The following is a 25,135-nucleotide window of genomic DNA, read 5'->3' as shown; positions in this document are numbered from 1 at the left end:
AGCAGCAGGATGCGCGAATCACAGCTGGTGGCCAATGATGCCTCCTATTACTACTTCGTTGGCTCGGGGCGGGTCACCGACTGGCCGATGTGGTGGGTGTTCGACAGCGAGACCGGCGCGCCGCCGGACGCCGCCGACATCGCCCGTCACATCGGCGAACGCGCCGACGTGCTCGAACCGCTGCGCCGCCGGATTCACGACGTGCCTGGCGGGCTCGCCCATCCGTTCTGGGGCGTCGACGACAGTCCGATAGACAGTCACGTCGTCACCCATGCGGCGGAACTGGACTGGACGGGGTGCCTCGACCAGATGGGGCGCATTCTGGAGCGGCCGCTGGATGCTCGGGTCAGCGCATGGCAGCTGCACGTCTTTACCGGCGTCTCCGGCGTACCGACGTTGAACGGTGTGGGCACCGTGGTGATGATGCACGTCAGTCACGCGCTCATGGCGGGCCCGGCCATGACGTCGCTGTCGGAAGCGTTGTTCGCGTCGGCGCCCGCACCGGTGCGGATCGAGAATCTCGGGCCTGCCGCCAAGCGACTGGGCCTGCGCCTCGGACTCGCCGCCGTGGGAGGCGCGGTGCGCTGGCCGTTCCAGGTGCTGCGTTTCAACGCCCGCGTCGGAGCCGAGAACCGGCGCATCGCCCGGGACGGCGACGACAGCGGGCCGAACACGCCACCGCGCACCCGGACGGTGCTCAACCAGCGGATCGGTCCGGGACGCGTCATGCGGACATTCCCGTTGGAACTGCGGGCCGTCCGGGCGCCTGGGATCACCGTGACATCCATCGGCCTGACCGCCATCTCGCGTGCCATGCAGCGATATCTGGAAAAACAGGACGCGTGCCCGGACGATCTCGCGGCGTTCGTGACCATCGCGGTGCCCGATGCGCCGGTGATGGGTGTCAATCACGTGGGCGCCGACGTGGTCGACCTGTTCCCCGGCGAAAGCGATCTCGCCACCCGCGCACGGGTTGTCGACGCCAACCTGCGGGTACGCCGTGCCTCGGCATCGAGCCGCCGCGAACTCACCCGACTGGAGTTGATCGACCTGCTCCCGAGCCGGGTATACCGGGCGAGGTACGGCACGCTCCCGCCCGCCGACGCGGCGCCCGCCGTCGCGCATACGATCTTGACCAGCATCAAATGCGAGCCGACCGCCGAATGGTCGTTGCTGGGCAAGCCGTTTCGCTTCGCCGGCATGCTGCCGCCGGTATACCCGGACATCGGTCTGGCGCACTCGTTCGTCGGCGTGGGCGACAGCTTCACCGTGTCCGTGGCGTGTGATCCCGAGATAGTCCCCGACGTGGACGATTACACCGACATCCTGCGGGAATCGTTCCACGAGATCGCCGCCGCCCTCGGCGACTCGGACTGACGATCGGCTGCCCAGTTTCCGGTAGCCAGCACCAGGCCCGGACTGTGATGCCCCGCGTTTCGCGCTAATGTCGGCTGGCATGGAAGCGCATCCCCTCGTCACCGAATACCTGCGACTCGGCCTCGCCTTCGATCGGCTCGAGGAAGGGTTCGTCGACGCCTACACCGGCGATCCCGCGCTGCGCCGCGAGGTGCAGAACGCGCCGGCGCCGCAGCCGCGCGAGCTGGCCCGCCGCGCGGCCGAGTTGCGGGCCGCGGTACCGGATGCCGGGTTGTCGCCGCAGCGCGCGGAATTCCTCGACGTGCACCTGCGCGCGCTGGAATGCTCCGGCCGCAAGTTCGCCGGAGACGAGATCGGGTTCGTCGAGGAGGTCCGGGCCTACTTCGACGTCGACATCGCCCCCGGCGACGTGGCCGACTACCGGGACGCGCATCGGCAGATGGACGAGGTGCTCGCGGGCGACGGACCGCTTGCCGAACGAATGGCCGCGCATCGCAAGGCCGACGAGATCCCACCGGAGCGCTTGTCGGTCTGCGTCGAGGCGTTCTCCAGCGCGCTGCGCGAACTGGTCCGCGCCCGCTACCCGCTGCCGGACCACGAGCACGTGACCTACGAGGTGGTCGGCGACAAGCCCTGGTCCGGATTCAACTACTACCTGGGCAATTACCACTCACGGGTCGCGATCAACTCCGACCTCAAACAGCACATGGCCCACCTGCCGCAGCTCATCGCACACGAGTCGTACCCGGGGCACCACACCGAGCACTGCCGCAAGGAGGCCGGGCTGGTCGCCGACGGGCAGGCCGAGCAGACGCTGTTCCTGGTGAACACACCGCAGTGCCTGATGGCCGAAGGGCTGGCCGATCTGGCGCTGCGCTCCATCGTCGGGCCGGGCTGGGGGAAGTGGGCGCAGGAGATCTACGCCGACCTCGGCCTGCGCTTCGATGGCGAACGAGCCGAACGACTTTCCAACGCCTCGGCCAAGCTGCTGGGCGTGCGGCAGGATGCCGCGCTGCTGCTGCACGACCGGGGGCGCAGCCACGACGAGGTGGCGGAGTTCTTGCAGACCTGGAGTCTGGTGACGCCGGACCGGGCGCGGCAGTCGTTGCGATTCCTGTCCTCGCCGTTGTGGCGGGCCTACATCTCCACCTATGTGGAGGGATATCGACTGCTGGGCGGCTGGCTCGATCGCGCGCTCGACGCCGACGACCGGGCCGACCGGTTCCGCAGGCTGCTCGACGAACCGCTCACGCCGGGCGCGGTGCGCGCCGCGGCCTGAACGACGGACGCGGCTTGTGGCCCGGCTCGGGTCGCAAGCCATTCGGAGTCACTGGATGACGGCGCAGCCCTGTCCGCCCGCGGAGATGCTGCACAGCAGCAGCGAAAGGGTGCGCAGCAGCGCCTCGATGGGAGAGTTGGGCACCGAAACCAAGCCGACCATGGTCATTCCTCCACTGGGTGGTTCTGCATAGCTGTCACCAGGGAAACCGCTCGGGTCGCCGGTTCCCGTTACGGTTCGCGGTGCCCCAGGAATTCGGGTCAGCGGTCTCCGCGGAAGATGACGCAGGTGGTGGTGGCGTGCGCGATCAGGCGGCCCTGCTCGTCGACCACCCGGCCCTCGGCGGTCGCGGTGGTGCGGCCGACGTGGATGGTGGTGCCGGTCGCGGTGAGCCGCTGTCCGTCGGTGGGGACCGAACGGATGTAGTTGATCTTCAGCTCGAGCGTGGTGTAGCCGACGCCCGCGTCCAGCGTGCTGTGCACCGCGCAACCCATCACCGAGTCGAGCAGGGTGGCGCAGATGCCGCCGTGCGTGGTGCCGAGCGGGTTGGCGAAATCGGGCCGGGTGCGCAGCGCGAAGACCACCTTGCCGTGCTCGAGTTCGTCGACCTCCATGCCCAGCAGGTCACCGATGAACGGCGGGCGATCCGCCCTGGTCATCGCGGTGCGCAGGAGTTCGAGACCGGACAGCTGAGTCGGGTCGGACATCGATCCCATCCTTTCGGTGAACCGATCGGTCCACATCTGCCATGATTGCAACATGGACCGATCGGTTCACGCAACCGTGAGCAAGGAATCCGCATGACCCCCGGACCGCGCACCAGGCTGATCGAAAGCGCCATCGAGCTGGTTCGCGAGCAGGGCGTGCACGCCGCGGGCCTCGCGGCTCTGCTGGAACGCGGCAACGCCTCGCGCAACTCGCTCTACCAGCACTTCCCCTCCGGAAAGAGCGAGCTGGTCGAGACCGCGACCCGGGTCGCGGGCGACCGGATCGGCACGGTGATCGACAAGATCACGGCCGCGCCCCCGCGGCGCTGGTTCGGGTCACTGCTCGGCTGGTGGGTCACCGCACTGGAGAAGACCGAGTACCGCGCGGGGTGCCCGGTCGTCGGCGCGGCTCTCGCCGAATCAGAGCCCCGCGTGCAGGCCGCCGCGGGCGCGGTCTTCTCCGACTGGCACGAGCGGCTGGGCGCCGCTCTGACCGGCGCGGGCCTGTCCGCGGAAGAGGCACGATCGTTCAGCAGTTTCGCGTTCAGCGCGATGGAAGGCGCCATCGTCCAGGCGCGGGCGATGAAATCCACCCGGCCGCTGGAAGACGCGCAGCGACATCTCACCGTCCTGCTGGAGAACTACCTGGATGAACCCCCTGCTCGAGACGCCGTCCCCCGGCCCATAGACTGAGCCCGTGACGCAGACGACCGCCTCTGTCAATTCCCAGTCTCTCGGTGAGCTCGATCCGGAGCTCGCTGCCGCGATGGCAGGCGAGCTCGCCCGCGAACGCGACACCCTGGAGATGATCGCCTCCGAGAACTTCGTGCCGCGCGCGGTGCTGCAGGCGCAGGGCAGCGTGCTCACCAACAAGTACGCCGAGGGCTACCCGGGTCGGCGCTACTACGGCGGCTGCGAGCACGTCGACGTGGTGGAGACCCTGGCGCGCGACCGCGCCAAGGAACTGTTCGGCGCCGAATTCGCCAATGTGCAGCCGCATTCCGGCGCGCAGGCGAACGCCGCGGTGCTGATGGCGCTGATGGACCCGGGCGACAAGCTGCTCGGTCTCGACCTCGCGCACGGCGGTCACCTCACCCACGGCATGCGCCTGAACTTCTCCGGCAAGCTCTACGAGGTGCACTCCTACGGGGTGAGCAAGGAAGACCACCGCGTCGACATGGACGAGGTGCGCGAGATCGCCCTGCGGGCGCGTCCGAAGGTCATCGTGGCGGGCTGGTCGGCTTACCCGCGCCATCAGGACTTCGCGGCGTTCCGCTCGATCGCCGACGAGGTCGGCGCCTACCTGTGGGTGGACATGGCGCACTTCGCCGGCCTGGTCGCCGCCGGGCTGCACCCCTCGCCGGTGCCGTACGCCGACGTGGTGTCCTCGACCGTGCACAAGACGCTGGGCGGTCCGCGTTCGGGCCTGATCCTGGCCAAGCAGGAGTACGCCAAGAAGCTGAACAGCTCGGTGTTCCCCGGCCAGCAGGGCGGGCCGCTCATGCACGCCATCGCCGCCAAGGCCGTCGCCTTCAAGATCGCCGGGACCGAGGAGTTCCGCAACCGCCAGGAACGCACCCTGTCGGGCGCGAAAATCCTCGCCGAGCGCCTCACCGCCGCCGACGTCAAGGACAAGGGCATCAGCGTGCTCACCGGCGGCACCGACGTGCACTTGGTGCTGGTCGACCTGCGCAACTCCGAACTCGACGGCCAGCAGGGCGAAGACTTGCTGCACGAGATCGGTATCACGGTGAACCGCAACGCCGTTCCGTTCGACCCGCGTCCGCCGATGGTCACCTCCGGCCTGCGCATCGGTACCGCGGCTCTGGCCACCCGTGGCTTCGGCGACACCGAGTTCGCCGAGGTCGCCGACATCATCGCCAGCGCGCTGGCCGGTACCGCGGACCTGGACTCGCTGCGGGCCCGAGTGAGCAAGCTCGCCAAGGACGTTCCGCTGTACGGCGGTCTGGAGGACTGGCGCCTGCTCGGCTGACCGGACCCCGTTTCGCATATTCGGTAGTCGCGCCAGTGCTGCCGCACGTGCGCGACATCCGCTCCTCGGCGCGGCGGCGCTGGATCTGTGCCACGTCGCCGTGAGCCGAGTGGACGCGTCCTACGAGCACGGCGTTCGACGCCTGGCCCGGGGTTGCGGGGAGGCCGCAGATGATTCGTGCCCGTATCCACCGACTACTTGGCACCGGGTACTCGACCCGAGCTCGGTCTCGACGCCGGACCAAATGGTGGTCCGGCACCGAGAAGACTCGTTCAGGACAGTGTTTCGGCCAACTCGGCGTGGAAGTCGAACAAGGCCGGAATCTGGTCCGCCGGGCGGCGGCGCGTTGATCGCCGCCGAGGCGGGCACGCGGCTGACCCTGTCCATCGGATGTGCGAAGCGGGGATCGGTGCACCATGGGTGCAATCAGGCACCCGGCAGTTCGATGCCCTTGGCGGCGGCGAGTTCGGTCAGCTTCCGCATTTCGTCGATCGCGACCGCGACATAGACGCGCAGCGCGCCGTCATCGTCGCGGCGCAGCAGGTATTCGTAGTCGCTGTCGGTGAGCAATTCGCCCGCGTTGTCGAAGAAATGCCAGCGGACACGCAACCGTGTGATGCGTTCGGTGATCTCCACCTGTCCCAGCAAGGTGTGGTCGACCGACGCGAGCCCCAACGCTCGATAGAAGGGATATGACTGCCGCAGCCCCTGCGCCATCTCCGCGCGCGAGGACAGCGAGCCGACGAATCGGTCGCTCACAATCGTGCCCGGCGTCCCCCACAGCGTGGCCGAGCGTTCGGCGTCGAACGAGCTCAACGCCTGCTGATACTCGTCCAGAAATGCTTCGATTTCATCCCGAGTTCGCATAGCCCCAAACTACGAGCCCGCGCGCCGCGGAGAAACTATCGGTCCATGCGTGCTTTGGCGCGCACGATCGCCTCGTCCAGGTAGCGGGCGATATCCGCGCTGGTACCGGGCCGGATCATCAGCGCGCGATTGGCCGGGACCTCGCAGTAGCGGCCGTCGGGCGTGTCGATCCAGCGCAGGCGGCCGGTGCGCAGCGGTTCGGCGTTACGCGGGCCCAGCAGGACGACGGCGGTGCCACGCGTGGTGCACGACTGGCGCCAGAAACGCCGGTAGCGCTCCTTGACCTGACTGGCTGGCGCGCTGCCCAGCAGATCGGGGCGATCGTCGTTGAGGTCGTCGAGCAGAAAGCTCTTCTCCCCCGCGGTGCCGGCCGGGGCGTCCGGCAGCAGGCGCACCAGTTCGGTGGCGAGCTGGTCGGTTCGGCAGCGGCGCAACCGGACTCGGCCGCCATCCGGCCCTGGGGACTGCTCGGCGAGCACACCCGAGCCGGTGCGGGTGCCGCAGGCGACGGCGCGCAGTTCGATGCCGTCGCGGGTGTTGTCGTAGCCGACCATCTCGATGCGCCAGTCGGGCCGGGCCAGCGTGGTGATCGCCGTGCGCAGCGGCAGCCGGTCGTCGCGTTCCAGCTCGGCGCGGAACTGCCGCTGGTAGGCCCGGTACTCGTGCAGGCCGGGGAACCGGCTGGTGAACCGGAACGGGAACGGCATACGGTCCAGGCCGGTGCCGAACCACGCCGCGGCGAACTGCTCGGCCGACAGTGTCCACCGCGCCATCATTGTTCTCCGAACACCGGCGGCACCGTCGGCTTCACCTCGCCGAGCAACTCTTTCGCGTGCTCTTCAGTGCGCAGGTACTTCGGCGATTTGTGCTCGTCGTCGTCCGTGCGCCGGCCACGCATACCGGGCGGGATCATGCCCGAGTATCCCGAGACGCCCGGCGCGCCGGGGCGTCCCGGCGCGGCCGATGGCGCCGTCGACGCCGCAGGGGCGGTGGGCGGTGCGGCGCGGGAGGTACCTGGTCGCGGTTGGTTGTCGCTTTCTCCGGTGACACCCGGCCGACCGAGAGGGCTGGGCGTGCCCGGCCTGCTCGGCGTGGCGTTGAGCGAGGTCGGAGTGACGGTGGCGGGCGTCGTCGGCAGGGGCGTGGTGGGCACGATCGGGGTGCCGAGGCCGGATGCCGGAGACCGCGTGGTGGATGCGGCCGCCGTCGACGTCCCGATGTCCTGGTTTTGTGAAACCGCCTGAGAAGCAATGGTTTGCGGAACATTCTCCGGTGTCGGCGGCGCTGGCTCATCCGGGCTCGTTTCCGCGTCGGCGCCGCCGGTGAGGCCGCTGCTCTCGGAAGGGGGCGTGTTGTCGGCGGCCGCGGCGTCGCTGGCGCCGGTGCCGTTCGACAGCGCCTGTGGGCTGACGCCCGTACCGGGCTCCGCGCTGTTCGCGGCCTCGACTCCCGATGACGCGGCGGCGGGACCGATGGGTGGCGGCAGGGTGGGAATGCCCGGCGCGGTGGTTCCGTACGGCTGGATGTACTGGGTGTTCATCTCGTCGCGTGCTTGTTCTTCCCGCGAGTTGCGCTGCTGTGGATCGGCCTGACTACCGGAGGTGTCCAGCATGTCCGGCACCGACGCCTTGAACTTCGCCGCCGCGTTCGCCGCCGTCGACAGCGGCCCGTTCTGGGCACCCAAGGCCTCGCCGAAATCCCCTACCCGCGCCGCGTAGTCCCGCACGGCGCGCACCGCGCTCTCCGCCGCCGCGCCCTCCCAATGCTGTTCCACCGCTTTCTTGATCGCGGTTTCGAACTCTTGCCCCGCGTTCGTCACAGCCGCCGCGATACCCGCCCACGCGTCGAACGCACCGCCGAGCTCGGCCGGGTTCATCCCGTCCGCCGCCTGCTTGATCTCGGCGTGCGAGAAACTTTGGGCGTTCTCCGGATTGGTGATCGCTCGGCCATCGGTCTGTCTCATGATCGCTTTCCCCCGGTGTTCAGCTGCCCGAAGGCAGCAGCGGTGCGACTGTCTGGGCGATGTCGGTGGCGATATCGCAGGCCACGAGGTCCTTGTTCATCGAGGTCTGTGGCACGTTGGTGAGGATGTAGAGCGAGCCGGATGCCATCTCGACGTTGACCGTGCAGCCACCGGGAATGTCCGGACGGGCCTCATAGCGCACGGCTTTCCGGTCGCCTGCCGAAATGTCCACCGCCGCGGGATACTTTCCTCGAACCTGATCGAGGGTGCCGTTGGTCGTCTCGACGACGAAGCCGTAGCCGGATCGAGCGACGTAGCGGCACCCTTTCCAGGTGATGCCGCCTTGGCTGTCCTGTTTCGGTTCCGGCGGTTTGGCGTCCCACTGGCGCTGGGCGAGTAGTTGAGGCGTCAGTGCCGTGCAGGGATCGAACGCCGCCTCCGAGGTCGCTCCGCCGGACGGCCTCGGCCCTGCACCGGCGGTCCCTGAAGCGGTCGACGTCGGTGCGTCGGTGGGCGTGGCCTGACCGCACGCGGCCAGCAAGACGACACCTACCGCTCCGACCGCGAAACCCATTCTCCGAGCGGCTGTGCCGATCCTCATACGCTGAGCTCCCGCATCGCCGCGGCGAATTCCGTATCGGTGCGGACGTAGGCATCGCACATGGTTTTGAACATGGCTTGGATCTCCTGCGCCATGGAGATGTAGTCGGTCAGGGTGTCGAAGGCATTGTTCGGCCCGCCGAACGCCTTCTCGCGGAACAGGCGGACCAACTCGATAGCGGAGGACAACCGGGGATTGTTCTCGCCGAGTCCCCAGGACTGTCGCTCACCGAGTTCGCGCGCGTCGGTTTGCGCTGCCACGAGCGTATCGATCAATTCCTGGCACGCCCGGTCGATCTCGACGAACCCCTGCGGATCCATCCGCACCCGCAGCGACCCGGTTTTCGCAGCCTCGATGTAACCGGGAAACGGACTGTCCACCATCGCCGCCCCTTCCGTCAGTGCTGTCTGACCTTATAGACGCGTCCCATCCCGCTCCGGTTCCATCGAAACACAACGGGCTGCCCGGGTCGACGCCCCGCGGCACTCGGCGTCGGCGATACGGCCCTCGCGAACTGCGGTTCTGTGTCGGGCGACCCGGCGAGCGGGCCGAGTCCGATCGGTGTCAAGGCGGGTGACGAGTTCTCAGCTCGCATCCCGCGCGCCGACGAGAGCGGGGTAGTCCCGCAGGTCGATGTCGTTGGCGGCGTTGTCGCCGTATTTCGCCATCAGGCCGAACAACCGAGATCCGAGGAACCAGTTGCGCATTCTGATGCCGCGGGCGGTCTTCGGAGCGAGGAAGGGGCCGACGTTGCTGTTGCCCGCGATCTTCGCGTACCGCTTCATGATCTCGTCGTACCGGGCGAAGGCCGCCGTGTGGTCGCCGTCGGCCAGCGCCAACTCGCCCGCGATGACGTACGCGCCGACCACGGCGAGTCCGGTGCCGAAGCCGCCCAGCGTGTTTCCGTACGCGGAGTCGCCGACCAGCGCGACGCGTCCTTTGGTGTAGCGGCCCGCCATGCGGACCTGGCTGATCGAGTCCAGGTAGACGTCGTCGAAGTCGGCCAGCTCCGCGACCATCCGCGGCACCTCCCATCCCACGTCGGCGTAGGCCTCCGTGAGAATGCGCCGCTGGGTGGCGCTGTCGTCGCGGGCGTAGTCCAGTTCGGCGGACGCGAACATGTACATCTGCTGCGCCTTCGGGCCGCCGGTGATGGCGAGCCGCCCAGGCGCGTTGTGGGCGTAGGCGGTCGCTCGTTCGCGGGGTTCGCTCGTCTGCGTGCTCCATGGGCTCGCGCCCGCGACGCCGTAGTAGTAACCCAGGTACTTCACGAACTCCCGTTCTGGACCGAAAGTCAGCGCTCGTACCCGGGAGTGGATGCCATCGGCCCCGAAGACGAGATCGAAGGTGCGTGCGGGCGCGTGCTCGAACTCGACGTGCACGCCGTCGCCGGTCTCGCTGAGCGCGGTGATCGAATCACCGAACAGGTATTCGCAGTGGTCGGCGGTGCGCCGGTAGAGGATCGCGGACAGGTCGCCGCGCAGGATCTCCACGTCGCCGCCGGTGAAATCGCCCGACATCAGGGCGAGCCGGGTGCCGCGTTCGTCGACGAACACGGTGTCGGTGGTGCCGGTCCGGCGTTCTTCGACGTCGTCGAGGATGCCCATCCGCTCCAGGACGGTGCGGTGGGTGCGGCCCTTGAAGACGACGGCCTGTCCGCCGGGTCGCAGGGCGGGAGCGCGCTCGACGACGGTGACCGCGAATCCGTATCGATGCAGCCAGTAGGCCAGTGCGGGCCCGGCGATGCTGGCGCCGGAAATGAGGACCGTGGTGTTGCGCATGGAAGCTCCTGGAGAATCTGCGTCTAATGGAAACTGTATCCTATGGACGCGAATAAGCGTATGGTAGACACAGTTACACGTCAAGGCGTTCTCCGGAAGGATTCGGTCATGCCCACACCGACCGCCCTCGAACTGCTCTGGGGCACCCAGCAGCGCCCCAAGCGCGGGCCGAAACCAGCCCTGTCGCTGGAGCGGATCGTCGCGGAGGCGATCGCGCTCGCCGACGCGGAGGGCTTGGCCAACCTGTCGATGCAGCGGCTGGCCGAGCGGCTGGGCTTCACGAAGATGTCGCTGTACCGCTACGTGCCCGGCAAAGCCGAACTCGTCGCCCTGATGCTGGACGCCGCACTCGGCGCGCCCCCGGAGATGACGGCGGCCGAGTCGGCGGCCGAGGATCCTTGGCGTGGGCGGCTCTGCTTGTGGTGTGAGACGCTCTACCAGCGCTTTCGCGACCATCCCTGGTCGCTGGAGGTGTCGGTGGGGGTGCGGCCGATCGGCCCGAACGAGGTGGCCTGGATGGAGTCCGCGCTCGGCGCGCTCGCCGGGACCGGACTCACCAACGCCGAGCGCCTGGACACCATCGTCCTGCTGACCGGCCACGCGCGCAGCCTGGTGCAGCAGACGCGCGTGATGGATGCCCAAACATTCGAGAAACAGCTCGCGGAACAGTTCGCCGAGATGGTCGCCGCCGCGGCCGATCGCTACCCGGAGTCGGCCGCCGCGTTCGCCGACGAGGGCGCGGCCGCGGGCGGGGAGGGCGCACTGAAGTTCGGCATCGGGCGCATCCTCGACGGACTTGCCGTGCTCATCGCGCGTCGTCGCTGACCAGCGCGGCTTAGGCTCGGACCATGACCGACGAACCCGATCTGAAACAGGACTCGATCACCACGGTGCGCGAATTCTTCGCCGCACTGGAACTCGGCGCGTCCGAGGAGGCGATCGACCTGCTGCATCCGGACATCGTCTGGAAGAACACCTCGCTGCCCGATGTGAAAGGCGTTCGCCGGGTCGGTGGCCTGCTGCGCGGGCTGCGCCGCGACTGGCTCCGATTCGGCGTCGACCTGCACCACATCGCCGCCGACGGCGACATCGTGCTCACCGACCGCACCGACTACCTGCGCTTCGGTCCGGCGCGCGTCGGGTTCTGGGTGGCAGGCACGTTCGAACTGCGCGACGGCCGAATCATCCTGTGGCACGACCACTTCAGCTGGGAGAACGTCCTGCGCGGCACGGCCGTCGGCATCGGGCGCGCGATACTGGCACGGCGCACCGAGCGCGGCTGACCAGGCTCAGGAGTGCTTGGTCAGGTACTCCAGGTAGACCGGCCGCAACACCTCGGCGACCGCGCTGTCGCCCGCGTGGATGTAGTCGTCGATCATGGGCAGCACATATTTGATGTCCGCCTCGCTCTCGCCGACGTTGCCCGCGGCGGCCTCCGCGGCCGGGATCGAGGTGAGCAGCCGCCAGAGGAACTTCACATCACCGCGCCGCACGGCCAGCTTCATCGCTCGGTCGTGCAACTCCTTCGACGACAGCTTCTCCAAATCCTCGTTACCGGACATACCAGCGACTCTATCCGTCCGACCGGCCGACAGCGACCGCGTGGCGTATCCCGCGACGGCGCCGAAGCCGTGCTGCGATGACTGCCATGACACTGCAACCGCCCCCCGGCTTCCGGGTGAAGCGCGTCTACGACACACCGGACCCGGACGACGGCACCCGAGTGCTGGTCGACCGCCTCTGGCCGCGCGGGATCAGCAAGGCGCAAGCGCGGGTCGATCGCTGGCCCAAGGAGCTCACCCCGTCCACCGAACTGCGGCGCTGGTTCCACGCCGACCGGGATGCCCGCGCCACCGAGTTCGCCGACCGCTACCGGGACGAGCTCGCCTCGGCGCAAGCTCAGCAAGATTTGCGGGAATTGCGCGCCTTGGCCGCTGAAGGTCCGGTCACCCTGCTCACGGCCGTACAGGATCCGGCGCACAGCCATGTCACGGTACTGCTCGACCTGCTGCGTTGAGCCCGTCCGACGTTCCGGTTTACGACAAATTCACGGACCTGCCCATCAGTCCCTGAGCGCGGAGGCGGGGTTCGCAGGTAGCGTCGGGTGTGCGGGCCGCGGCGGTGTGGCTCGTACGGGAGGTCCTGACCGTGACTGAGCTACTCAGTACGAGGGGGCCGGCACCCGGCCCTCGTGGCACCTGACGGCAACGTCGGGTCCATCAGGACGGACCGGTCCAGCGCGATCGTTCGTGCGAGTGCCGCACGAACACAGAGGAGCCCACCGTGACTGCTGCACGCTCCGTTTCCGCTCCCTCGGCGAACTCCCGCTCCGCGAAAGGCGGAGCCGCCGCGAAGGGGGCCCGCCCCTCGCAATTACTCGGCAAAACATTCGTCATCGACACGTCGGTCCTGCTGTCGGATCCTTGGTCCTTCACCAGGTTCGGCGAGCACGACGTGGTGTTACCTCTGGTGGTCATCAGTGAACTCGAAGCCAAAAGGAACCATCATGAGCTGGGCTGGTTCGCGCGGGAAGCGCTGCGCAACCTGGACGATCTGCGCCTGCAGTACGGCAGGCTGGATCAGCAGGTGCCGATCGGCACCGAGGGCGGAACGTTGCAGGTGGAACTGAACCACACCGATCCCGCGGTCCTTCCGGTCGGGTTCCGCACCGACACCAATGACTCCCGAATCCTGGCCTGCGCGCTCAATCTCGCGGCCGAGGGCCGCGAAGTGGTGCTGGTGTCCAAGGACATTCCGCTCCGGGTCAAGGCCAGTGCGGTGGGCTTGCACGCCGACGAATACCACGCCCAGGACGTGGTCACCTCCGGTTGGACCGGCATGGTGGAGCTGGACGTCAGCTCGTCGCGGATCGATCAGCTCTACGCCGAGTCGGTGATCGATCTCGACGAAGCGCGGGAACTGCCCTGCCACACCGGCATCCGGCTGCTCGGAGCCAGCTCCAGCGCCCTCGGCCGGGTGACTCCGGACAAGCGGGTCCAATTGGTGCGCGAGCGTGAGGCGTTCGGGTTGCACGGCCGCTCCGCGGAGCAGCGCATCGCGCTCGACCTGCTGCTGGACGAGAGCGTCGGCATCGTCTCGCTCGGTGGCCGGGCCGGCACCGGCAAGTCCGCGCTCGCGTTGACCGCGGGTCTGGAAGCGGTGCTGGAACGGCGCACCCAGCGCAAGGTGGTGGTGTTCCGTCCGCTGTACGCGGTCGGCGGCCAGGAACTCGGTTACCTGCCCGGCACCGAGAGCGAGAAGATGGGCCCCTGGGCGCAGGCGGTCTTCGACACGCTCGACGGGCTGGCCAGCCGCGAGGTGATGGAAGAGGTGCTCAGCCGCGACATGCTGGAGGTGTTGCCGCTGACCCACATTCGCGGGCGCTCGCTGCACGATTCCTTCGTGATCGTGGACGAAGCCCAGTCCCTGGAGCGGAACGTGCTGCTCACGGTGCTCAGCCGGCTCGGAACCGGATCGCGGGTGGTGCTCACGCACGACGTCGCCCAGCGCGACAATCTCCGGGTCGGCAGGCACGACGGAGTCGCCGCGGTGATCGAGAAGTTGAAGGGCCACCCGCTTTTCGCGCACATCACCCTGACCCGCAGTGAACGGTCGCCGATCGCGGCGCTGGTCACCGAAATGCTGGAGGAATACGGCCCGAACGCCTGACCCGGGCACGCCGTCCAGCAGCGTGTTTCACCTCCTATCCGGCGGGTATTATCCGCCGCGATAGCTGTTCGGTATGACCCGGTGGTCGCTGTGATCACCGGGTCATCGCCGGCAATCGGCCGAGGCTACCGGCGGCGTCACCGAGCCCGTGGTGTGCCGGTAGCCCCTTGCGAGAGGATGGACATGCACCACTTCGCTCGACGAACGGCTGGATTCACCGCAGTGCTCGCCGCGACCGGGCTGGTCGTCGCCGGATGCGGTGACGACGGGGACAACGACACCGTCATGACCACGACCGGCAGGTTGACCACCATCGCGTCACCGACGACCACCACCGCTGGGTACACCACGACGCGGGAGAACGCCGACCGCACCACGGGCACACCGGGCGCCGCCGCGGACGAGATCAGGATCATGACCCCGTCCGGCGAGATCACCGTCTCCGGCGACATCTACGACAAGTACATCCGCAGCGGCGGCCCGACCGGCCCGCTCGGCCTTCCGCTCGAGGCCGAGGAGGACGGTCCCGACGAGGGCGAATACCAGGATTTCGCGGGCGGCACGATCTACGAGGCCAAGGAAGGTGAGCCCCACATCGTCTGGGGTGAGATCCGCAAGGCATGGGAGGAGAACGGCGGCGCGAACGGCAGGCTCGGCTACCCGATCAGCGACGAGAAGGACATCCCCGGCGGTAAGCAGAGCGATTTCACCGGCGGCACCATCACCTGGGTGGACGGTACTATCACCGTCACGCCGAAGTCGTAACCCCGTTTTCGGCGTCCGGGACCGCTGGACGGTCCCGGTGTGCCAGTCCGTCCCATCCATCCACCCCCGCTTCGCGGGCCAAGCCGCTAGGTTGTTTCGGTGCAAACTCTCCTGACCGATCGCGAACTGCTCGAATCGCTCGCGGTGGACGTAGAACTGATTCTGCGCAAGCACGTCGATGCCGCCGAGGGGTGGCAGCCGCACGACTTCGTGCCGTGGGACAACGGGCGCAACTTCGCATTTCTCGGCGGCACCGACTGGGCGCCGGAACAGTCCGAGCTCAGCGACACCGCCAAACTGGCCTTGACCGTCTCCGTGCTGATCGCCGACAACCTGCCCTCGTATCACCGTGAGGTGGGCAAATACCTGCGCACCGGCGCGTGGTGGCGCTGGGTGGGCCGCTGGACGGCCGAGGAGAACCGGCACGAGATCATGATCCGCAACTACCTCATGGTCACCAGGGCGGTCGACCCGGTGGAACTGGAGCGGTTGCGCATGGAGCACATGACCAAGGGCTTCCGCCGTCCGGCGATGCACCTGCTCGACGTGCTGGCCGCCTGCGCCTTCGAGGAGGCCGCCAGTGCGGTCCGGCACCGCAACATCGCAGCGCTCCAGGAGAACCCGCAGGTCACCGCCATCGCCGAGCGGATCGCGCTGGACGACGAACTGCAGTCGGCCGTGTTCGGCGACCTGATCGCCGCGGCTCTCGACCTGGTACCGGACCAGACCATCCGCGCCATCGCGGACCGGGTCGCCGATTTCCAGGTCCCCACCGTCACCCTGACCGATGGCCGCAGCAGCGACGAGGTGCTCGCCGAGGCGGGCGTCTACGACCGCGCCAAGGAGGGCGAACTGGTCTTCGCTCCGCTGCTGAAGCGGTGGAAGGTCTTCACCCGCACCGATTTCGGTCCGAACGGCGAGCAGGCCCGCGACGAACTCGCGTACCTGCGGGACTGATTGAGCCTTTCCAGCGGACGATAGCCAACGCCACCTCGATAGCCGAACGGTTACGAGGTGGCGTTGCTGTCCCGCCTCGCGGAGAGGCGGGGAGCCTAGAGTCCCGGAGAGGCGGGGGAGTCGGCGTCTTTCAGCTTCGTCATGGCGAGCACGTCGAGGCGGCGGTCGAGTTCGTCCTCGGTCAGTTTCTCGTCGAGCAGTCCGCGGTCGATGACGGTCTGGCGAATCGTCTTCTTCTCCCGCAACGCTTCCTTGGCCACCGCGGCGGCCTCCTCATACCCGATCGCGGAGTTCAACGGAGTGACGATGGAGGGCGAGGACTCGGCGAGGGTGCGCAGGTGCTCGACGTTGGCGACCAGGCCGCGCACGCATTTGTCGGCGAACAGCCGGGAGACGTTGGCCAGCAGGCGAATCGACTCCAGCAGGTTGCGCGCCATCACCGGGATGTACACGTTCAGCTCGAAAGCGCCGCCCGCGCCGGCGAAGGCGACCGCCGCGTCGTTGCCGATCACCTGCGCGGCGACCTGGGTAACCGCCTCGGGCAGAACGGGGTTCACCTTGCCCGGCATGATCGAGCTGCCCGGCTGCAGATCGGGCAGCTGAATCTCGGCCAGTCCGGTCAGCGGGCCAGAGCCCATCCAGCGGATGTCGTTGGCGATCTTGGTCAGGCTCACCGCGATCGTGCGCAGCGCGCCGGAGGCCTCGACCAGACCGTCCCGCGCGGCTTGCGCCTCGAAGTGGTCCTCGGCCTCGCGCAACGTGTCGATGTCGGTGGCGCGTACCAGCTCGGCGACGACCTTCGCGCCGAAGCCCTCCGGCGCGTTGAGCCCGGTGCCGACCGCCGTTCCACCGATCGGCAGCTCGCCGAGACGCGGCAGCGTCGCCATGATGCGCTCGATGCCCGCCGCCACCTGGCGGGTGTAACCGCCGAACTCCTGGCCCAGGGTCACCGGGACGGCGTCCATCAGGTGGGTGCGGCCGGACTTCACCACGGTGCGCCACTCGGTCGATTTGTCCAGCAGAGCCAGGCGCAGATGCTCCAGCGCGGGCACGAGATCCGTGATGACGGCCTCGGTGGCGGCGAGATGCGTTGCGGTGGGGAAGGTGTCGTTGGACGACTGCGACATGTTGACGTCGTCGTTCGGGTGTACCGTGACGCCCCTCGCTTTGGCCAGCGAGGCGATCACCTCGTTGGCGTTCATGTTCGAGCTGGTGCCGGAACCGGTTTGGAAGACGTCGATCGGGAACTGGTCGTCGTGCTTGCCGTCCGCGATCTCCTCGGCCGCCGCGATGATCGCGTCGGCCTTCACGGGATCGAGCAGACCCAGGTCGCGGTTCACCGTGGCACACGCGGCCTTCAGCAGGCCGAGCGCGCGAATCTGCGCGCGCTCCAAGCCGCGTCCGCTGATCGGGAAGTTCTCCACGGCCCGCTGGGTCTGCGCCCGCCACAAAGCGTCCACCGGAACCCGAACCTCACCCATGGTGTCGTGCTCGATGCGGTACTGACTCTCCTCCGTCATATTTCCGACCTTATGCCGCACCCGCCCCCGATGGGGCTGCCACGCCTGAGGTCATTCGCACACCCGCCGCGTGCCCGCCCGGGAATAAGGGCATCGAATGAAGAGACGATTCCCGTCGCCGCAGCTCCGAAGGTTTGGCGAACGCTGAGGTCGGCGGATATGGCGATACGCGCCCACTCGGCCCAACTGCGGATTTCGAGCGCAGCGAGACCTGGCATTGTCCGTTCGCGGCCCGGCTCGTGTCGGAGTGGCCGCCGCGTCCGCGACGAAGTCGCAAGCGGCGGTCGCTCCGACACGAGCCATAAGGGGGCCGCGAACACGCAGCGCCACAGGCGCTGCAAATCGGACACAGCGCTGCAAAAAGTTACGGCAGCGGTGGGATGGCGTGCTCGTCGCCGATGAAGTCGACCGACGAGTACTCGTGCAGCTTGGTCAGGCGGTGGTAGGCGTCGATCATGCGGACGGTGCCGGACTTCGAGCGCATGACGATCGAGTGGGTCGACGCGCCGCCGCCGAAGTAACGCACGCCGCGCAGCAGGTCCCCGTCGGTGATGCCGGTGGCGGAGAAGAAGATGTTGTCGCCGGAGACCAGGTCTTCGGTGCTGAGCACGCGGTCGAGGTCGTGGCCCGCGTCGATCGCCTTCTGCCGTTCCTCGTCGTCCTTCGGGGCGAGCATGCCCTGGAGCGCGCCGCCCATACAGCGCAGCGCGGCGGCGGCGATGATGCCCTCGGGCGTGCCGCCGATGCCGACCAGGATGTCGGTGCCGGAGTCCGGGCGGGCGGCGGCGATGGCGCCGGCGACGTCGCCGTCGGAGATCAGGCGGATGCGCGCGCCCGCGTCACGCACCTGCTGGATCAGCTCGGCGTGCCGGGGACGGTCCAGGATGCAGACGGTCAGGTCGGACTTCGAGGAGTTCTTCGCCTTGGCGACCCGGCGGATGTTCTCGCCGATCGGAGCCGAGATATCGATCACATCGGCGGCGTCGGGGCCGACGGCGATCTTGTGCATGTAGAACACCGCCGACGGGTCGAACATCGCGCCGCGCTCGGCGACCGCGAGCACGGAGATCGCGCCGGGCACGCCCTTGGACATCAGCGTGGTGCCGTCGATCGGGTCCACCGCGAAGTCCACTTCCGGGCCGGTGCCGTCGCCGACGGCTTCGCCGTTGTACAGCATCGGCGCCTCGTCCTTCTCGCCCTCGCCGATGACGACGATGCCGCGCATGGACACCGAGCTGACCAGCTGCCGCATGGCGTCGACAGCGGCGCCGTCGCCCCCCTCCTTGTCGCCGCGTCCGACCCACCGGCCCGCGGCCATCGCCCCGGCCTCGGTCACGCGGACCAGCTCGAGTGCGAGGTTGCGGTCGGGCGCCTCGCGGCGGCTGGGGCTAGGGGAAGTTGCCGTCATTGCGGGGTGCCTCCTGTGCGTCGGTACGTACCGGTCAATTGTCTCATTCGGTGCTCAGCGATGGACTGAGCGGTCGCGCATCGACGGGGCATGGTCGTACACCCCTGGTCCGGGTGATCGGGGTGCGCGGGTGAGCGTCGCCGCGCGAGTGGATACTGGGAGCGTGTCGTACCAAAAGCCACGCATCATGAACGACTACCGGGATCTGTTCTGGTCGCTGATCCCGTTGGTGCTGATCGCCGTGGTGTTCGCGGGTCTGGCCAGCCAGTGCAGTTTCGCCGCGAACGGTCCGACCCAGGGACAGATCCCGCACTTCGACGTGCGGGCGGCGCTCACCGCCGACGCCAAATCCCTGCCGTTCCCGATCCGCAACCCGGCTCTGCCCGCGGACTGGACGCCGAACTCCGGCAGCCGCGAATCCATCGGCGGCACCGGCGGCGGACCGGTCAGCACCGTCGGCTACATCACGCCGCAGGGCACCTACATGCGCTTCACCCAGAGCAACGCGACCGAGGAGGCGCTGGCCCGGTTCGTACTCGGATCCCGGTACGCCAGCGGCGCCGAGCAGATCGGTGCGCAGAAGTGGATCGTCTACGCCGAGCAGGGCTCGGAGACCGCGTGGATCGCCGACCTGGGCCAATCCCGTGTGCTGATCACCGGCGCGGGCAACCAGGCGGCGTTCACCACCCTGGCCCAGGCGATCACCGCAGCCCAGCCGCTGAAGCCCTGAAACGCGCTTGCCCTCGGCAGCCCGCGACGGATAGGTTGGCCGCGGCGCGAGACACGTGCCGAATCGGATCTCGGAGGTTGATGAATATGGCTGTCCACAGCCGTCTTTCGCATGCCTTCCGCCGGTCCGCGCGCCCCTGATTTCGCAGACGCGTCGGCGCGGACCGGTCCTCTTCGATGACCAGGAGTGTCACGTGTCTGTTGTTGTTTCCCCAGAGCTGACCACCGAACGTCTCGTCCTGCGGTCGTGGACGGCCGACGAGGCCGCCGCGGTGCGCGACGACCGGCGCGCGCCTGCGTGGGCCGCGGATTTCCCGGCCGAGGGCGATCGCGTCGTCGCTGGGCTGTTCGATGAGCATCCGGGCTGGCTCAGCCCCTTCGGGCACCGGTTGATCGTCGAGCGAGCCGGCGGGCTCGTCGTCGGATCGATCGGGTTGTTCTGGCCGCCGCTGGACGGCCATCTGGAGCTCGGGTACGGCGTCGTCGCGTCACGGCGTGGCCGCGGCTACGCCACCGAGGCGGTTGTCGCGCTGACCGCCCACGCGTTCACCGCGCCCGGTGTTCGCGTGGTGTATGCCGATGTCGAACTCGCGAACCCGCCGTCGGTGCGTGTGCTGGAGAAGGCCGGGTTCCGGCGGGTCGGCACACAGGACGGCGTAGCCCGGTTCCGCGCCACATCCGTGCCGCGCTAGCCGGGGACCCAGCGGGGCTGTCGGTCAGCGGTGGCTCACCACGTTGACGATGGTTCCGCTGGGGTCGCGGACGAAGAAGCGGCGTACGCCCCACGGCTCGTCGCGCAGCGGGTAGACGATGTCGGCGCCAGCCGCGGTCATCGCCTCGTGCACGGCGTCGACGTCGTCGACCTCCACGCTCATGTCCGGCTGGAGCTGTTCGGCGTCCGGGCCGACGAGCAGGACCTGGGCGGTCGGGTTGGACGGGGACGCCATCGTGACGACCCAGCCCAGGTCCATCGCCTCGTGGAAGCCGAGCAGCCGGTAGAAGTCGCGGCTGGCGGCCAGGTCGGTGGTGCGGATGTCCGGGGTGGCGCGGCGAATGGTCATCCGCGCTGGTCCAGGTCGGAGCGGTGCAGCGCGTCCTCCACACGTTTGCGCGCACCCGCGAGGTGCTCTTCGCAGCGGTTGGCCAGTGCCTCGCCGCGTTCCCACAGGGCGAGGGATTCGTCCAGGTCGAGGCCGCCCTGCTCGAGCATCTTCACCACGTTGACCAGTTCGTCGCGGGCGCGCTCGTAGCCGAAACCGGCGATCTCGGCCAGTTCGTCGGCGGGGTCGGCGCCCGTCGCGTCCTTATCCGCTGACTTGCCGGGCTCGGCCAAGGTCAGTTCCTCCCTGTGTCGGTGTGCGTGCTGCCCAGCGCCTTGGCGCCGAGCGCGGCGGCCGTGACGGCGCCGTCGGCGACCCGGATGCGCAACTGGCTGCCCGGGGGCGCGTCCTCGATCGAGCGCACCACCACCCGCTCCCGGCCGGTGACGCGCTGGACGACAGCGTAGCCACGGGCCAGCGTCGCGGCCGGGCCCACCGCCGTGAGTTTCTCGCGCAGATGCCTGGTCGCGGTGGTTTCGGTGCGGATGCCGTGCTCGGCGCAGCGGCGCGCCGACGCGCGCAGGCGCTCGATCTCTTCCTGGCGGCGGTCGATCTCGCGCAGCGGGTGGGCGAGCACCGGCCGCGACAGCAGCTGGGCGAGCGCGCTGGTCTCGCGGTCGACCCAGCCGCGCAGCGCCGCGGCGGCGCGGCCGCGCAGCTCACGGACGCAGGCCAGCTCGGCGGCGGCGTCGGGGACGATGCGCTTGGCGGCGTCGGTGGGGGTGGCCGCGCGCAGATCGGCGACGAAGTCGCTGAGCGGATTGTCGGGTTCGTGGCCGACCGCGCTCACGATCGGGGTGGTGGCGGCCACGATGGCGCGGCACAACGCCTCGTCGGAGAACGGCAGCAGGTCTTCCACGCTCCCGCCGCCGCGCGCGAGCACGATCACCTCGACGGCGGGATGGCGATCGAGTTCGGCCAGCGCGGCGAGCATCTGCGGCACCGCCGTGGGTCCCTGTACCGCGGTGTTGCGGATCTCGAAGCGCACCGCGGGCCATCGGTTGCGCGCGACGCTCAGCACATCGCGCTCCGCGGCGCTGGCGCGGCCGGTGATCAGGCCGATCGTTCCGGGCAGGAACGGAAGCGGGCGCTTGAGCCGGGGATCGAACAGGCCCTCGGCGTCCAGCAGCGCCTTCAGCCGCTCGATGCGGGCCAGCAGCTCGCCGATGCCGACCGGGCGGATCTCCAGCACGCGCAGCGAGATCGTGCCGCGTCCGGTGAAGAAGGAGAGTTTGCCGTAGACCACCACCCGGCTGCCTTCGTGCAGCGGGAGCGGGGAATTGCGGATGAGGTCCGGGTCGCAGGTCACCGAGAGGGACATGTCGGCGGACGGGTCGCGCAGCACCAGGAACGCGGTGCGCGTGCCGGGGCGCAGGTTGATCTGGGTGATCTGGCCCTCCACCCAGATGCTGCCGAGCCGGTCGATCCACTGGGCGACCTTGACGGCCACGGAACGCACCGGCCAGGGGTGCTCGGCGGAGTTGGCCGGTGCGGCGGCGGGTTGGCCGGAGGTTTCCCGGCCAACCGTCGGCGAGGGGGGTGTCCGAGGGTCGGTCACTGGGCCCGAACGGTGGCGATCCGGTTCGTCAGCATGGTCACGAACGCCGCCCTGGCGCGGGTCTGCTGCTCGTACTCCAGCAGCGCGGTGAGGTCCTCGACGGTCAGCATGCGCAGCCGGGCGCGCAGCTGGGCCAGGGTCATGTTGAGGTAGTCGTAGCGGGTGGCGACTTCCGGTTCCACGATCTCGGGCGCCTTCGCGGCCGGCTCGGGATCCGATTCTGCTTCCGGTTCAGCGGTTTTCGGGTCGGCCGGGTCGTCGACGGCCGGTGCCGAGGTGTGGCCGTTGGTCTCGGTGGCGCGGGCGGTGTCGGCAGGGAAGGTTTCCGGCGTGCGGGCCGGTTCCGGCTCGTCGGCGGTGTAGAGGTCGAATCGACTGGCGTGGTGCGTGGTGGGGCTGGGATCGTCGAGGTCTTCGTCGAACGTGGCCCATTCCGGCTGTTCGACCGGCTGGTTGGACAAACGGTCGAAAACCGCGTCGCCCTTCAGGGCCAGGCTGGTCACGAACTGCTGGACGTGCATCGTGGTCTGCAGCAGCTGACTGATGGCCGTGATCGGGAAATTCATTGCCGCCGTGGGTAGTCGGCGGGTTTCCTCGAGGGCGTATACGGCGGCTCCGGCGGCGACCCGGGCCAGAAAGGGTGGTCGAAACATGGTCCTAGCCTGCCCGAAATGGTGTGTTATGCAAAGGAGGGGTGTGCGCCGTCCGAATATCCGTCCGCCCCGGGGCGTGGCGGATCGGCCGGTATTTCGCGGCGCTGCGCTCATATGCGGAGAATAGCCCGCGGGCGCGCCGCGAGTATTCCTCACGTGCACCCGCGCGTCGCGGCGCCGCGTGTTCCTCGGTGATCTTTCGGCCCAGCTCGCGGCCCGTACCAGGGCGATGTGACGGACAACTCCCGGACGTGGCGAGGCCCCGGGCCGCACGTATCCTGTGGGCATGTCTTCGGCCATTCCCTTGAACGTCGGAATCGCCCGCTCGGCAGGCGTCGTGAACGCCGACGGCGGAAAGCGCGTGCTACTCGCCGAGCCGCGCGGATACTGCGCCGGCGTGGACCGTGCCGTCGAAACCGTCGAGAAGGCGCTGGAAAAGCACGGCGCCCCGATCTACGTGCGCAAGGAGATCGTGCACAACCGGCACGTGGTGGAGACGCTGCGCGAGCGCGGGGTGGTCTTCGTCGACGAGACCGACGAGGTCCCCGAGGGCGCGGTCGTCGTCTTCTCCGCGCACGGCGTCTCCCCCGCGGTGCACTCCTCCGCCGCCGCGCGCAATCTGCACACCATCGACGCGACCTGCCCTCTGGTCACCAAGGTGCACCAGGAGGCCAAGCGGTTCGCCCGTGACGACTTCGACATCCTGCTGATCGGCCACGAGGGCCACGAGGAGGTCGAGGGCACCGCCGGTGAGGCGCCCGAGCACGTCCAGCTGGTCGACGGGCCGGACGCGGTGGACAAGGTCACCGTGCGCGACGAATCCAAGGTGATCTGGCTCTCGCAGACCACGCTGAGCGTGGACGAGACGATGGAGACGGTGCAGCGGCTGCGGCAGCGCTTTCCCGCCCTGCAGGACCCGCCGAGCGACGACATCTGCTACGCCACGCAGAACCGTCAGGTCGCGGTGAAGGCGATGGCGCCGGAATGCGACCTGGTGATCGTGGTCGGTTCCCGCAACTCCTCGAACTCGGTGCGCCTGGTCGAGGTCGCCCTCGGGGCGGGCGCCAAGGCCGCCTACCTGGTGGACTTCGCCCGCGAGGTCGACCCCGCCTGGCTCGATGGCGTCCGCACGATCGGCATCACCTCGGGCGCGTCGGTCCCCGAGATCCTGGTCCGCGGCGTTCTGGACATGCTGGCCGAGCACGGCTACGGCGATGTCCAGCCGGTCACCACGGCCAACGAGACGCTCGTCTTCGCGCTGCCCCGCGAACTGCGCGATGCCCGGCGCTGACCTTGTTCGACGTGCGGCGCCGGGTGTCCACGGCCTCTGAGCCTGCCTCCGAGTGACCGTCCCTGGCGAGTTCGCCGCTGCCGCGGCGGTCGCCGCGATGGGTGCACTGCGAGCGGCGTGCGCCGATGTGTTCGGTGACCCGGCGACCCAGCTGTTCGTGACCCTTTGGTCGCGGTCGGGTCGGTTCCGCTGGGAATTCCCTCGTGGATGCGGCGGCCGATCAGTAGTGAGCCGAGGTGACGTTGCGGATTAGGTCGATCAGGTGGACTGCGGCGGCAGGGGTGTGAAGCGCGCTTGCTGTTCTGGTCGCGAACGTCACGCGAGCCGTCGCATGCGTAGTCGCTGCCGCGAGGACCACAGCCCGGCAGCGGACTTTCGGCAGAGCGCCCGGCTACAGATTCTCCGGCCTGCGTCGTTCGGTACGGCTCGAATCCCGCTCGCGGTAGCGGACATTGGGTTGCGGATGCGGGGGGATGTCGCGGCGTGCGCCTGGCGCGCGCGGTGGTTCGCCTTCGGCGCGGGGCATCGCCCCGGTCGGGCGGGAGCCGCCGCGCGCAGGAGCGCGGCCCTCGCGCGGCCGGGACGGCGCGACCCGGGGCGGTGCGTCGGCGACCTGGGCCGCGGGCCGACGGGCCGGGCGAGGGGCGGGGTCGTCCAAGTCGTCGAGGTCAGGCTCGTCGGGATCGGGCCGCGGGCGGCGGGCTTTGCGTCGTGCCGCCTCCGCGAGCGTGCCCGAGGAGCGAGTGGGCTTGGTCTTCTTGGCGGGCGATTTCCCCGCGCTCGCGCCGCGGCGCACGGGGAGCGGCCGGTTCGCCTCTTCCTCGCGGCGGTGCATCAGGATTCGCGCGCCGCCGATCAGGGCCACGGCGACCGTGGCGAGCACCATGGTCGGGAAGCGGTTCACCAGCGGGATCGCC

Annotated in this window: 27 protein-coding genes and 1 pseudogene; 13 read left to right on the top strand and 15 right to left on the bottom strand. The window is 68.9% G+C overall.

Going from position 1 to position 25,135, the window contains the following annotated elements:
- The first annotated feature begins 9 nt into the window (after positions 1-9).
- Both ON34_RS22190 and ON34_RS22185 read left to right on the top strand, forming a co-directional pair.
- Positions 10-1,377, top strand: a complete 1,368-nt coding sequence (locus ON34_RS22190; protein ID WP_040782499.1) for a wax ester/triacylglycerol synthase domain-containing protein — start codon at positions 10-12, stop codon at positions 1,375-1,377.
- A 79-nt stretch (positions 1,378-1,456) separates the two neighbouring features.
- Complete coding sequence (locus ON34_RS22185) at positions 1,457-2,656, top strand: hypothetical protein (RefSeq protein ID WP_040782498.1); 1,200 nt, start codon at positions 1,457-1,459, stop codon at positions 2,654-2,656.
- A 260-nt stretch (positions 2,657-2,916) separates the two neighbouring features.
- On the opposite strand, the gene ON34_RS22180 is transcribed toward ON34_RS22185, so the two are convergent.
- Complete coding sequence (locus ON34_RS22180) at positions 2,917-3,372, bottom strand: PaaI family thioesterase (protein WP_040782803.1); 456 nt, start codon at positions 3,370-3,372, stop codon at positions 2,917-2,919.
- 84 nt (positions 3,373-3,456) lie between these two features.
- On the opposite strand from ON34_RS22180, the gene ON34_RS22175 reads away from it, so the two are divergent.
- Positions 3,457-4,056 (top strand): TetR/AcrR family transcriptional regulator, encoded by a 600-nt coding sequence (locus ON34_RS22175; protein WP_051022973.1) that lies wholly within the window; start codon positions 3,457-3,459, stop codon positions 4,054-4,056.
- A 4-nt stretch (positions 4,057-4,060) separates the two neighbouring features.
- The gene (glyA, locus tag ON34_RS22170) at positions 4,061-5,356 is read left to right on the top strand and encodes a serine hydroxymethyltransferase (RefSeq protein WP_040782496.1); all 1,296 of its coding nucleotides are present in this window, start codon (positions 4,061-4,063) and stop codon (positions 5,354-5,356) included.
- A 426-nt stretch (positions 5,357-5,782) separates the two neighbouring features.
- On the opposite strand, the gene ON34_RS22165 is transcribed toward glyA, so the two are convergent.
- The 6 genes from ON34_RS22165 to ON34_RS22140 form a co-directional block, all read right to left on the bottom strand.
- Positions 5,783-6,223, bottom strand: coding sequence for a DUF6841 family protein (locus ON34_RS22165; protein WP_040782493.1), 441 nt, complete (start codon positions 6,221-6,223; stop codon positions 5,783-5,785).
- Positions 6,224-6,258: 35 nt separating this feature from the next.
- Positions 6,259-6,996, bottom strand: a complete 738-nt coding sequence (locus tag ON34_RS33730; RefSeq protein WP_051022972.1) for an ESX secretion-associated protein EspG — start codon at positions 6,994-6,996, stop codon at positions 6,259-6,261.
- The gene (locus ON34_RS22155) at positions 6,996-8,186 is read right to left on the bottom strand and encodes a PPE domain-containing protein (protein ID WP_040782492.1); all 1,191 of its coding nucleotides are present in this window, start codon (positions 8,184-8,186) and stop codon (positions 6,996-6,998) included. Before ON34_RS22155 ends, ON34_RS33730 begins: the two co-directional genes overlap by 1 nt.
- A gap of 19 nt (positions 8,187-8,205) precedes the next feature.
- Positions 8,206-8,787, bottom strand: coding sequence for a DUF3558 domain-containing protein (locus ON34_RS22150; protein ID WP_083889624.1), 582 nt, complete (start codon positions 8,785-8,787; stop codon positions 8,206-8,208).
- Positions 8,784-9,170, bottom strand: coding sequence for a hypothetical protein (locus tag ON34_RS22145; RefSeq protein WP_051022971.1), 387 nt, complete (start codon positions 9,168-9,170; stop codon positions 8,784-8,786). The genes ON34_RS22150 and ON34_RS22145 overlap by 4 nt, the downstream gene beginning before the upstream one ends.
- A gap of 201 nt (positions 9,171-9,371) precedes the next feature.
- On the bottom strand, positions 9,372-10,568 hold the full coding sequence (locus ON34_RS22140) for an FAD-dependent monooxygenase (protein WP_040782488.1): 1,197 nt from the start codon (positions 10,566-10,568) through the stop codon (positions 9,372-9,374).
- A 108-nt stretch (positions 10,569-10,676) separates the two neighbouring features.
- Here ON34_RS22140 and ON34_RS22135 point away from each other — a divergent pair, with 108 nt between their 5' ends.
- A complete protein-coding gene (locus ON34_RS22135; RefSeq protein ID WP_040782486.1) occupies positions 10,677-11,393 on the top strand; it encodes a TetR/AcrR family transcriptional regulator in 717 nt (238 codons plus the stop codon).
- A 23-nt stretch (positions 11,394-11,416) separates the two neighbouring features.
- Entirely contained in the window at positions 11,417-11,851 is a 435-nt protein-coding gene (locus ON34_RS22130; RefSeq protein ID WP_040782484.1) for a limonene-1,2-epoxide hydrolase family protein, read from the top strand.
- A gap of 6 nt (positions 11,852-11,857) precedes the next feature.
- Here ON34_RS22130 and ON34_RS22125 read toward each other — a convergent pair whose 3' ends face one another.
- Positions 11,858-12,130, bottom strand: a complete 273-nt coding sequence (locus tag ON34_RS22125) for a hypothetical protein (protein WP_040782482.1) — start codon at positions 12,128-12,130, stop codon at positions 11,858-11,860.
- Between the two features lie 86 nt (positions 12,131-12,216).
- Between ON34_RS22125 and ON34_RS22120 the strand changes: the two genes are divergently transcribed.
- The 4 genes from ON34_RS22120 to ON34_RS22105 all read left to right on the top strand — a co-directional run bounded on the left by ON34_RS22120 (position 12,217) and on the right by ON34_RS22105 (position 15,959).
- Positions 12,217-12,585, top strand: coding sequence for a DUF488 domain-containing protein (locus ON34_RS22120; RefSeq protein ID WP_040782481.1), 369 nt, complete (start codon positions 12,217-12,219; stop codon positions 12,583-12,585).
- 377 nt (positions 12,586-12,962) lie between these two features.
- Positions 12,963-14,237: an RNA 5'-3' helicase PhoH2 gene (phoH2, locus tag ON34_RS22115; RefSeq protein WP_373291970.1), complete on the top strand. Its 1,275-nt coding sequence runs from the start codon at positions 12,963-12,965 to the stop codon at positions 14,235-14,237.
- Between the two features lie 183 nt (positions 14,238-14,420).
- Positions 14,421-15,002: an LGFP repeat-containing protein gene (locus ON34_RS22110; protein WP_040782794.1), complete on the top strand. Its 582-nt coding sequence runs from the start codon at positions 14,421-14,423 to the stop codon at positions 15,000-15,002.
- Positions 15,003-15,101: 99 nt separating this feature from the next.
- Positions 15,102-15,959 (top strand): acyl-ACP desaturase, encoded by an 858-nt coding sequence (locus ON34_RS22105; RefSeq protein WP_040782476.1) that lies wholly within the window; start codon positions 15,102-15,104, stop codon positions 15,957-15,959.
- Between the two features lie 95 nt (positions 15,960-16,054).
- Here the strand turns inward: ON34_RS22105 and ON34_RS22100 are convergent, their stop codons facing one another.
- Both ON34_RS22100 and glpX read right to left on the bottom strand, forming a co-directional pair.
- Entirely contained in the window at positions 16,055-17,479 is a 1,425-nt protein-coding gene (locus tag ON34_RS22100) for a class II fumarate hydratase (protein ID WP_040782474.1), read from the bottom strand.
- 364 nt (positions 17,480-17,843) lie between these two features.
- The gene (gene glpX, locus ON34_RS22095; protein WP_040782471.1) at positions 17,844-18,887 is read right to left on the bottom strand and encodes a class II fructose-bisphosphatase; all 1,044 of its coding nucleotides are present in this window, start codon (positions 18,885-18,887) and stop codon (positions 17,844-17,846) included.
- A 163-nt stretch (positions 18,888-19,050) separates the two neighbouring features.
- On the opposite strand from glpX, the gene ON34_RS22090 reads away from it, so the two are divergent.
- Both ON34_RS22090 and ON34_RS22085 read left to right on the top strand, forming a co-directional pair.
- Positions 19,051-19,617 carry a DUF4245 domain-containing protein gene (locus ON34_RS22090; protein ID WP_040782469.1) on the top strand — a complete coding sequence of 189 codons (567 nt, stop codon included), beginning with the start codon at positions 19,051-19,053 and terminating at the stop codon, positions 19,615-19,617.
- A gap of 193 nt (positions 19,618-19,810) precedes the next feature.
- Complete coding sequence (locus ON34_RS22085) at positions 19,811-20,308, top strand: GNAT family N-acetyltransferase (protein ID WP_040782466.1); 498 nt, start codon at positions 19,811-19,813, stop codon at positions 20,306-20,308.
- A 24-nt stretch (positions 20,309-20,332) separates the two neighbouring features.
- Here ON34_RS22085 and ON34_RS22080 read toward each other — a convergent pair whose 3' ends face one another.
- The 4 genes from ON34_RS22080 to ON34_RS22065 form a co-directional block, all read right to left on the bottom strand.
- Positions 20,333-20,677, bottom strand: a complete 345-nt coding sequence (locus ON34_RS22080) for a VOC family protein (protein ID WP_040782463.1) — start codon at positions 20,675-20,677, stop codon at positions 20,333-20,335.
- Positions 20,674-20,889: an exodeoxyribonuclease VII small subunit gene (locus tag ON34_RS22075; protein ID WP_051022998.1), complete on the bottom strand. Its 216-nt coding sequence runs from the start codon at positions 20,887-20,889 to the stop codon at positions 20,674-20,676. Before ON34_RS22075 ends, ON34_RS22080 begins: the two co-directional genes overlap by 4 nt.
- 62 nt (positions 20,890-20,951) lie before the next feature.
- Complete coding sequence (gene xseA / locus ON34_RS22070; protein WP_083889623.1) at positions 20,952-22,274, bottom strand: exodeoxyribonuclease VII large subunit; 1,323 nt, start codon at positions 22,272-22,274, stop codon at positions 20,952-20,954.
- Positions 22,271-22,927, bottom strand: a complete 657-nt coding sequence (locus ON34_RS22065) for a lipid droplet-associated protein (RefSeq protein ID WP_040782455.1) — start codon at positions 22,925-22,927, stop codon at positions 22,271-22,273. The genes xseA and ON34_RS22065 overlap by 4 nt, the downstream gene beginning before the upstream one ends.
- 286 nt (positions 22,928-23,213) lie before the next feature.
- On the opposite strand from ON34_RS22065, the gene ON34_RS22060 reads away from it, so the two are divergent.
- Entirely contained in the window at positions 23,214-24,218 is a 1,005-nt protein-coding gene (locus ON34_RS22060; protein WP_040782453.1) for a 4-hydroxy-3-methylbut-2-enyl diphosphate reductase, read from the top strand.
- A 391-nt stretch (positions 24,219-24,609) separates the two neighbouring features.
- Here the strand turns inward: ON34_RS22060 and ON34_RS22055 are convergent.
- A pseudogene (locus ON34_RS22055) lies at positions 24,610-25,135 on the bottom strand (DUF6542 domain-containing protein); the annotation flags it as partial.

Origin of the sequence: Nocardia pneumoniae NBRC 100136 (assembly GCF_000308755.1) — a bacterium.
In the GTDB taxonomy this organism is placed as follows: Bacteria; Actinomycetota; Actinomycetes; order Mycobacteriales; family Mycobacteriaceae; genus Nocardia; species Nocardia pneumoniae.
Note: the sequence above shows the minus strand (reverse complement) of the source record. Positions and strands in the feature narration are given on the sequence as shown.

Bases quoted from the DNA above. Each gene is read 5' to 3' on its own strand.
- ON34_RS22190 (WP_040782499.1), top strand. From the start codon at position 10: ATGCGCGAATCACAGCTGGTGGCCAATGATGCCTCCTATTACTACTTC.
- ON34_RS22185 (WP_040782498.1), top strand. From the start codon at position 1,457: ATGGAAGCGCATCCCCTCGTCACCGAATACCTGCGACTCGGCCTCGCC.
- ON34_RS22180 (WP_040782803.1), bottom strand. From the start codon at position 3,372: ATGGGATCGATGTCCGACCCGACTCAGCTGTCCGGTCTCGAACTCCTG.
- ON34_RS22175 (WP_051022973.1), top strand. From the start codon at position 3,457: ATGACCCCCGGACCGCGCACCAGGCTGATCGAAAGCGCCATCGAGCTG.
- ON34_RS22165 (WP_040782493.1), bottom strand. From the start codon at position 6,223: ATGCGAACTCGGGATGAAATCGAAGCATTTCTGGACGAGTATCAGCAG.
- ON34_RS33730 (WP_051022972.1), bottom strand. From the start codon at position 6,996: ATGGCGCGGTGGACACTGTCGGCCGAGCAGTTCGCCGCGGCGTGGTTC.
- ON34_RS22155 (WP_040782492.1), bottom strand. From the start codon at position 8,186: ATGAGACAGACCGATGGCCGAGCGATCACCAATCCGGAGAACGCCCAA.
- ON34_RS22150 (WP_083889624.1), bottom strand. From the start codon at position 8,787: ATGAGGATCGGCACAGCCGCTCGGAGAATGGGTTTCGCGGTCGGAGCG.
- ON34_RS22145 (WP_051022971.1), bottom strand. From the start codon at position 9,170: ATGGTGGACAGTCCGTTTCCCGGTTACATCGAGGCTGCGAAAACCGGG.
- ON34_RS22140 (WP_040782488.1), bottom strand. From the start codon at position 10,568: ATGCGCAACACCACGGTCCTCATTTCCGGCGCCAGCATCGCCGGGCCC.
- ON34_RS22135 (WP_040782486.1), top strand. From the start codon at position 10,677: ATGCCCACACCGACCGCCCTCGAACTGCTCTGGGGCACCCAGCAGCGC.
- ON34_RS22130 (WP_040782484.1), top strand. From the start codon at position 11,417: ATGACCGACGAACCCGATCTGAAACAGGACTCGATCACCACGGTGCGC.
- ON34_RS22125 (WP_040782482.1), bottom strand. From the start codon at position 12,130: ATGTCCGGTAACGAGGATTTGGAGAAGCTGTCGTCGAAGGAGTTGCAC.
- ON34_RS22120 (WP_040782481.1), top strand. From the start codon at position 12,217: ATGACACTGCAACCGCCCCCCGGCTTCCGGGTGAAGCGCGTCTACGAC.
- ON34_RS22110 (WP_040782794.1), top strand. From the start codon at position 14,421: ATGCACCACTTCGCTCGACGAACGGCTGGATTCACCGCAGTGCTCGCC.
- ON34_RS22100 (WP_040782474.1), bottom strand. From the start codon at position 17,479: ATGACGGAGGAGAGTCAGTACCGCATCGAGCACGACACCATGGGTGAG.
- glpX (WP_040782471.1), bottom strand. From the start codon at position 18,887: ATGACGGCAACTTCCCCTAGCCCCAGCCGCCGCGAGGCGCCCGACCGC.
- ON34_RS22080 (WP_040782463.1), bottom strand. From the start codon at position 20,677: ATGACCATTCGCCGCGCCACCCCGGACATCCGCACCACCGACCTGGCC.
- ON34_RS22065 (WP_040782455.1), bottom strand. From the start codon at position 22,927: ATGTTTCGACCACCCTTTCTGGCCCGGGTCGCCGCCGGAGCCGCCGTA.
- ON34_RS22060 (WP_040782453.1), top strand. From the start codon at position 23,214: ATGTCTTCGGCCATTCCCTTGAACGTCGGAATCGCCCGCTCGGCAGGC.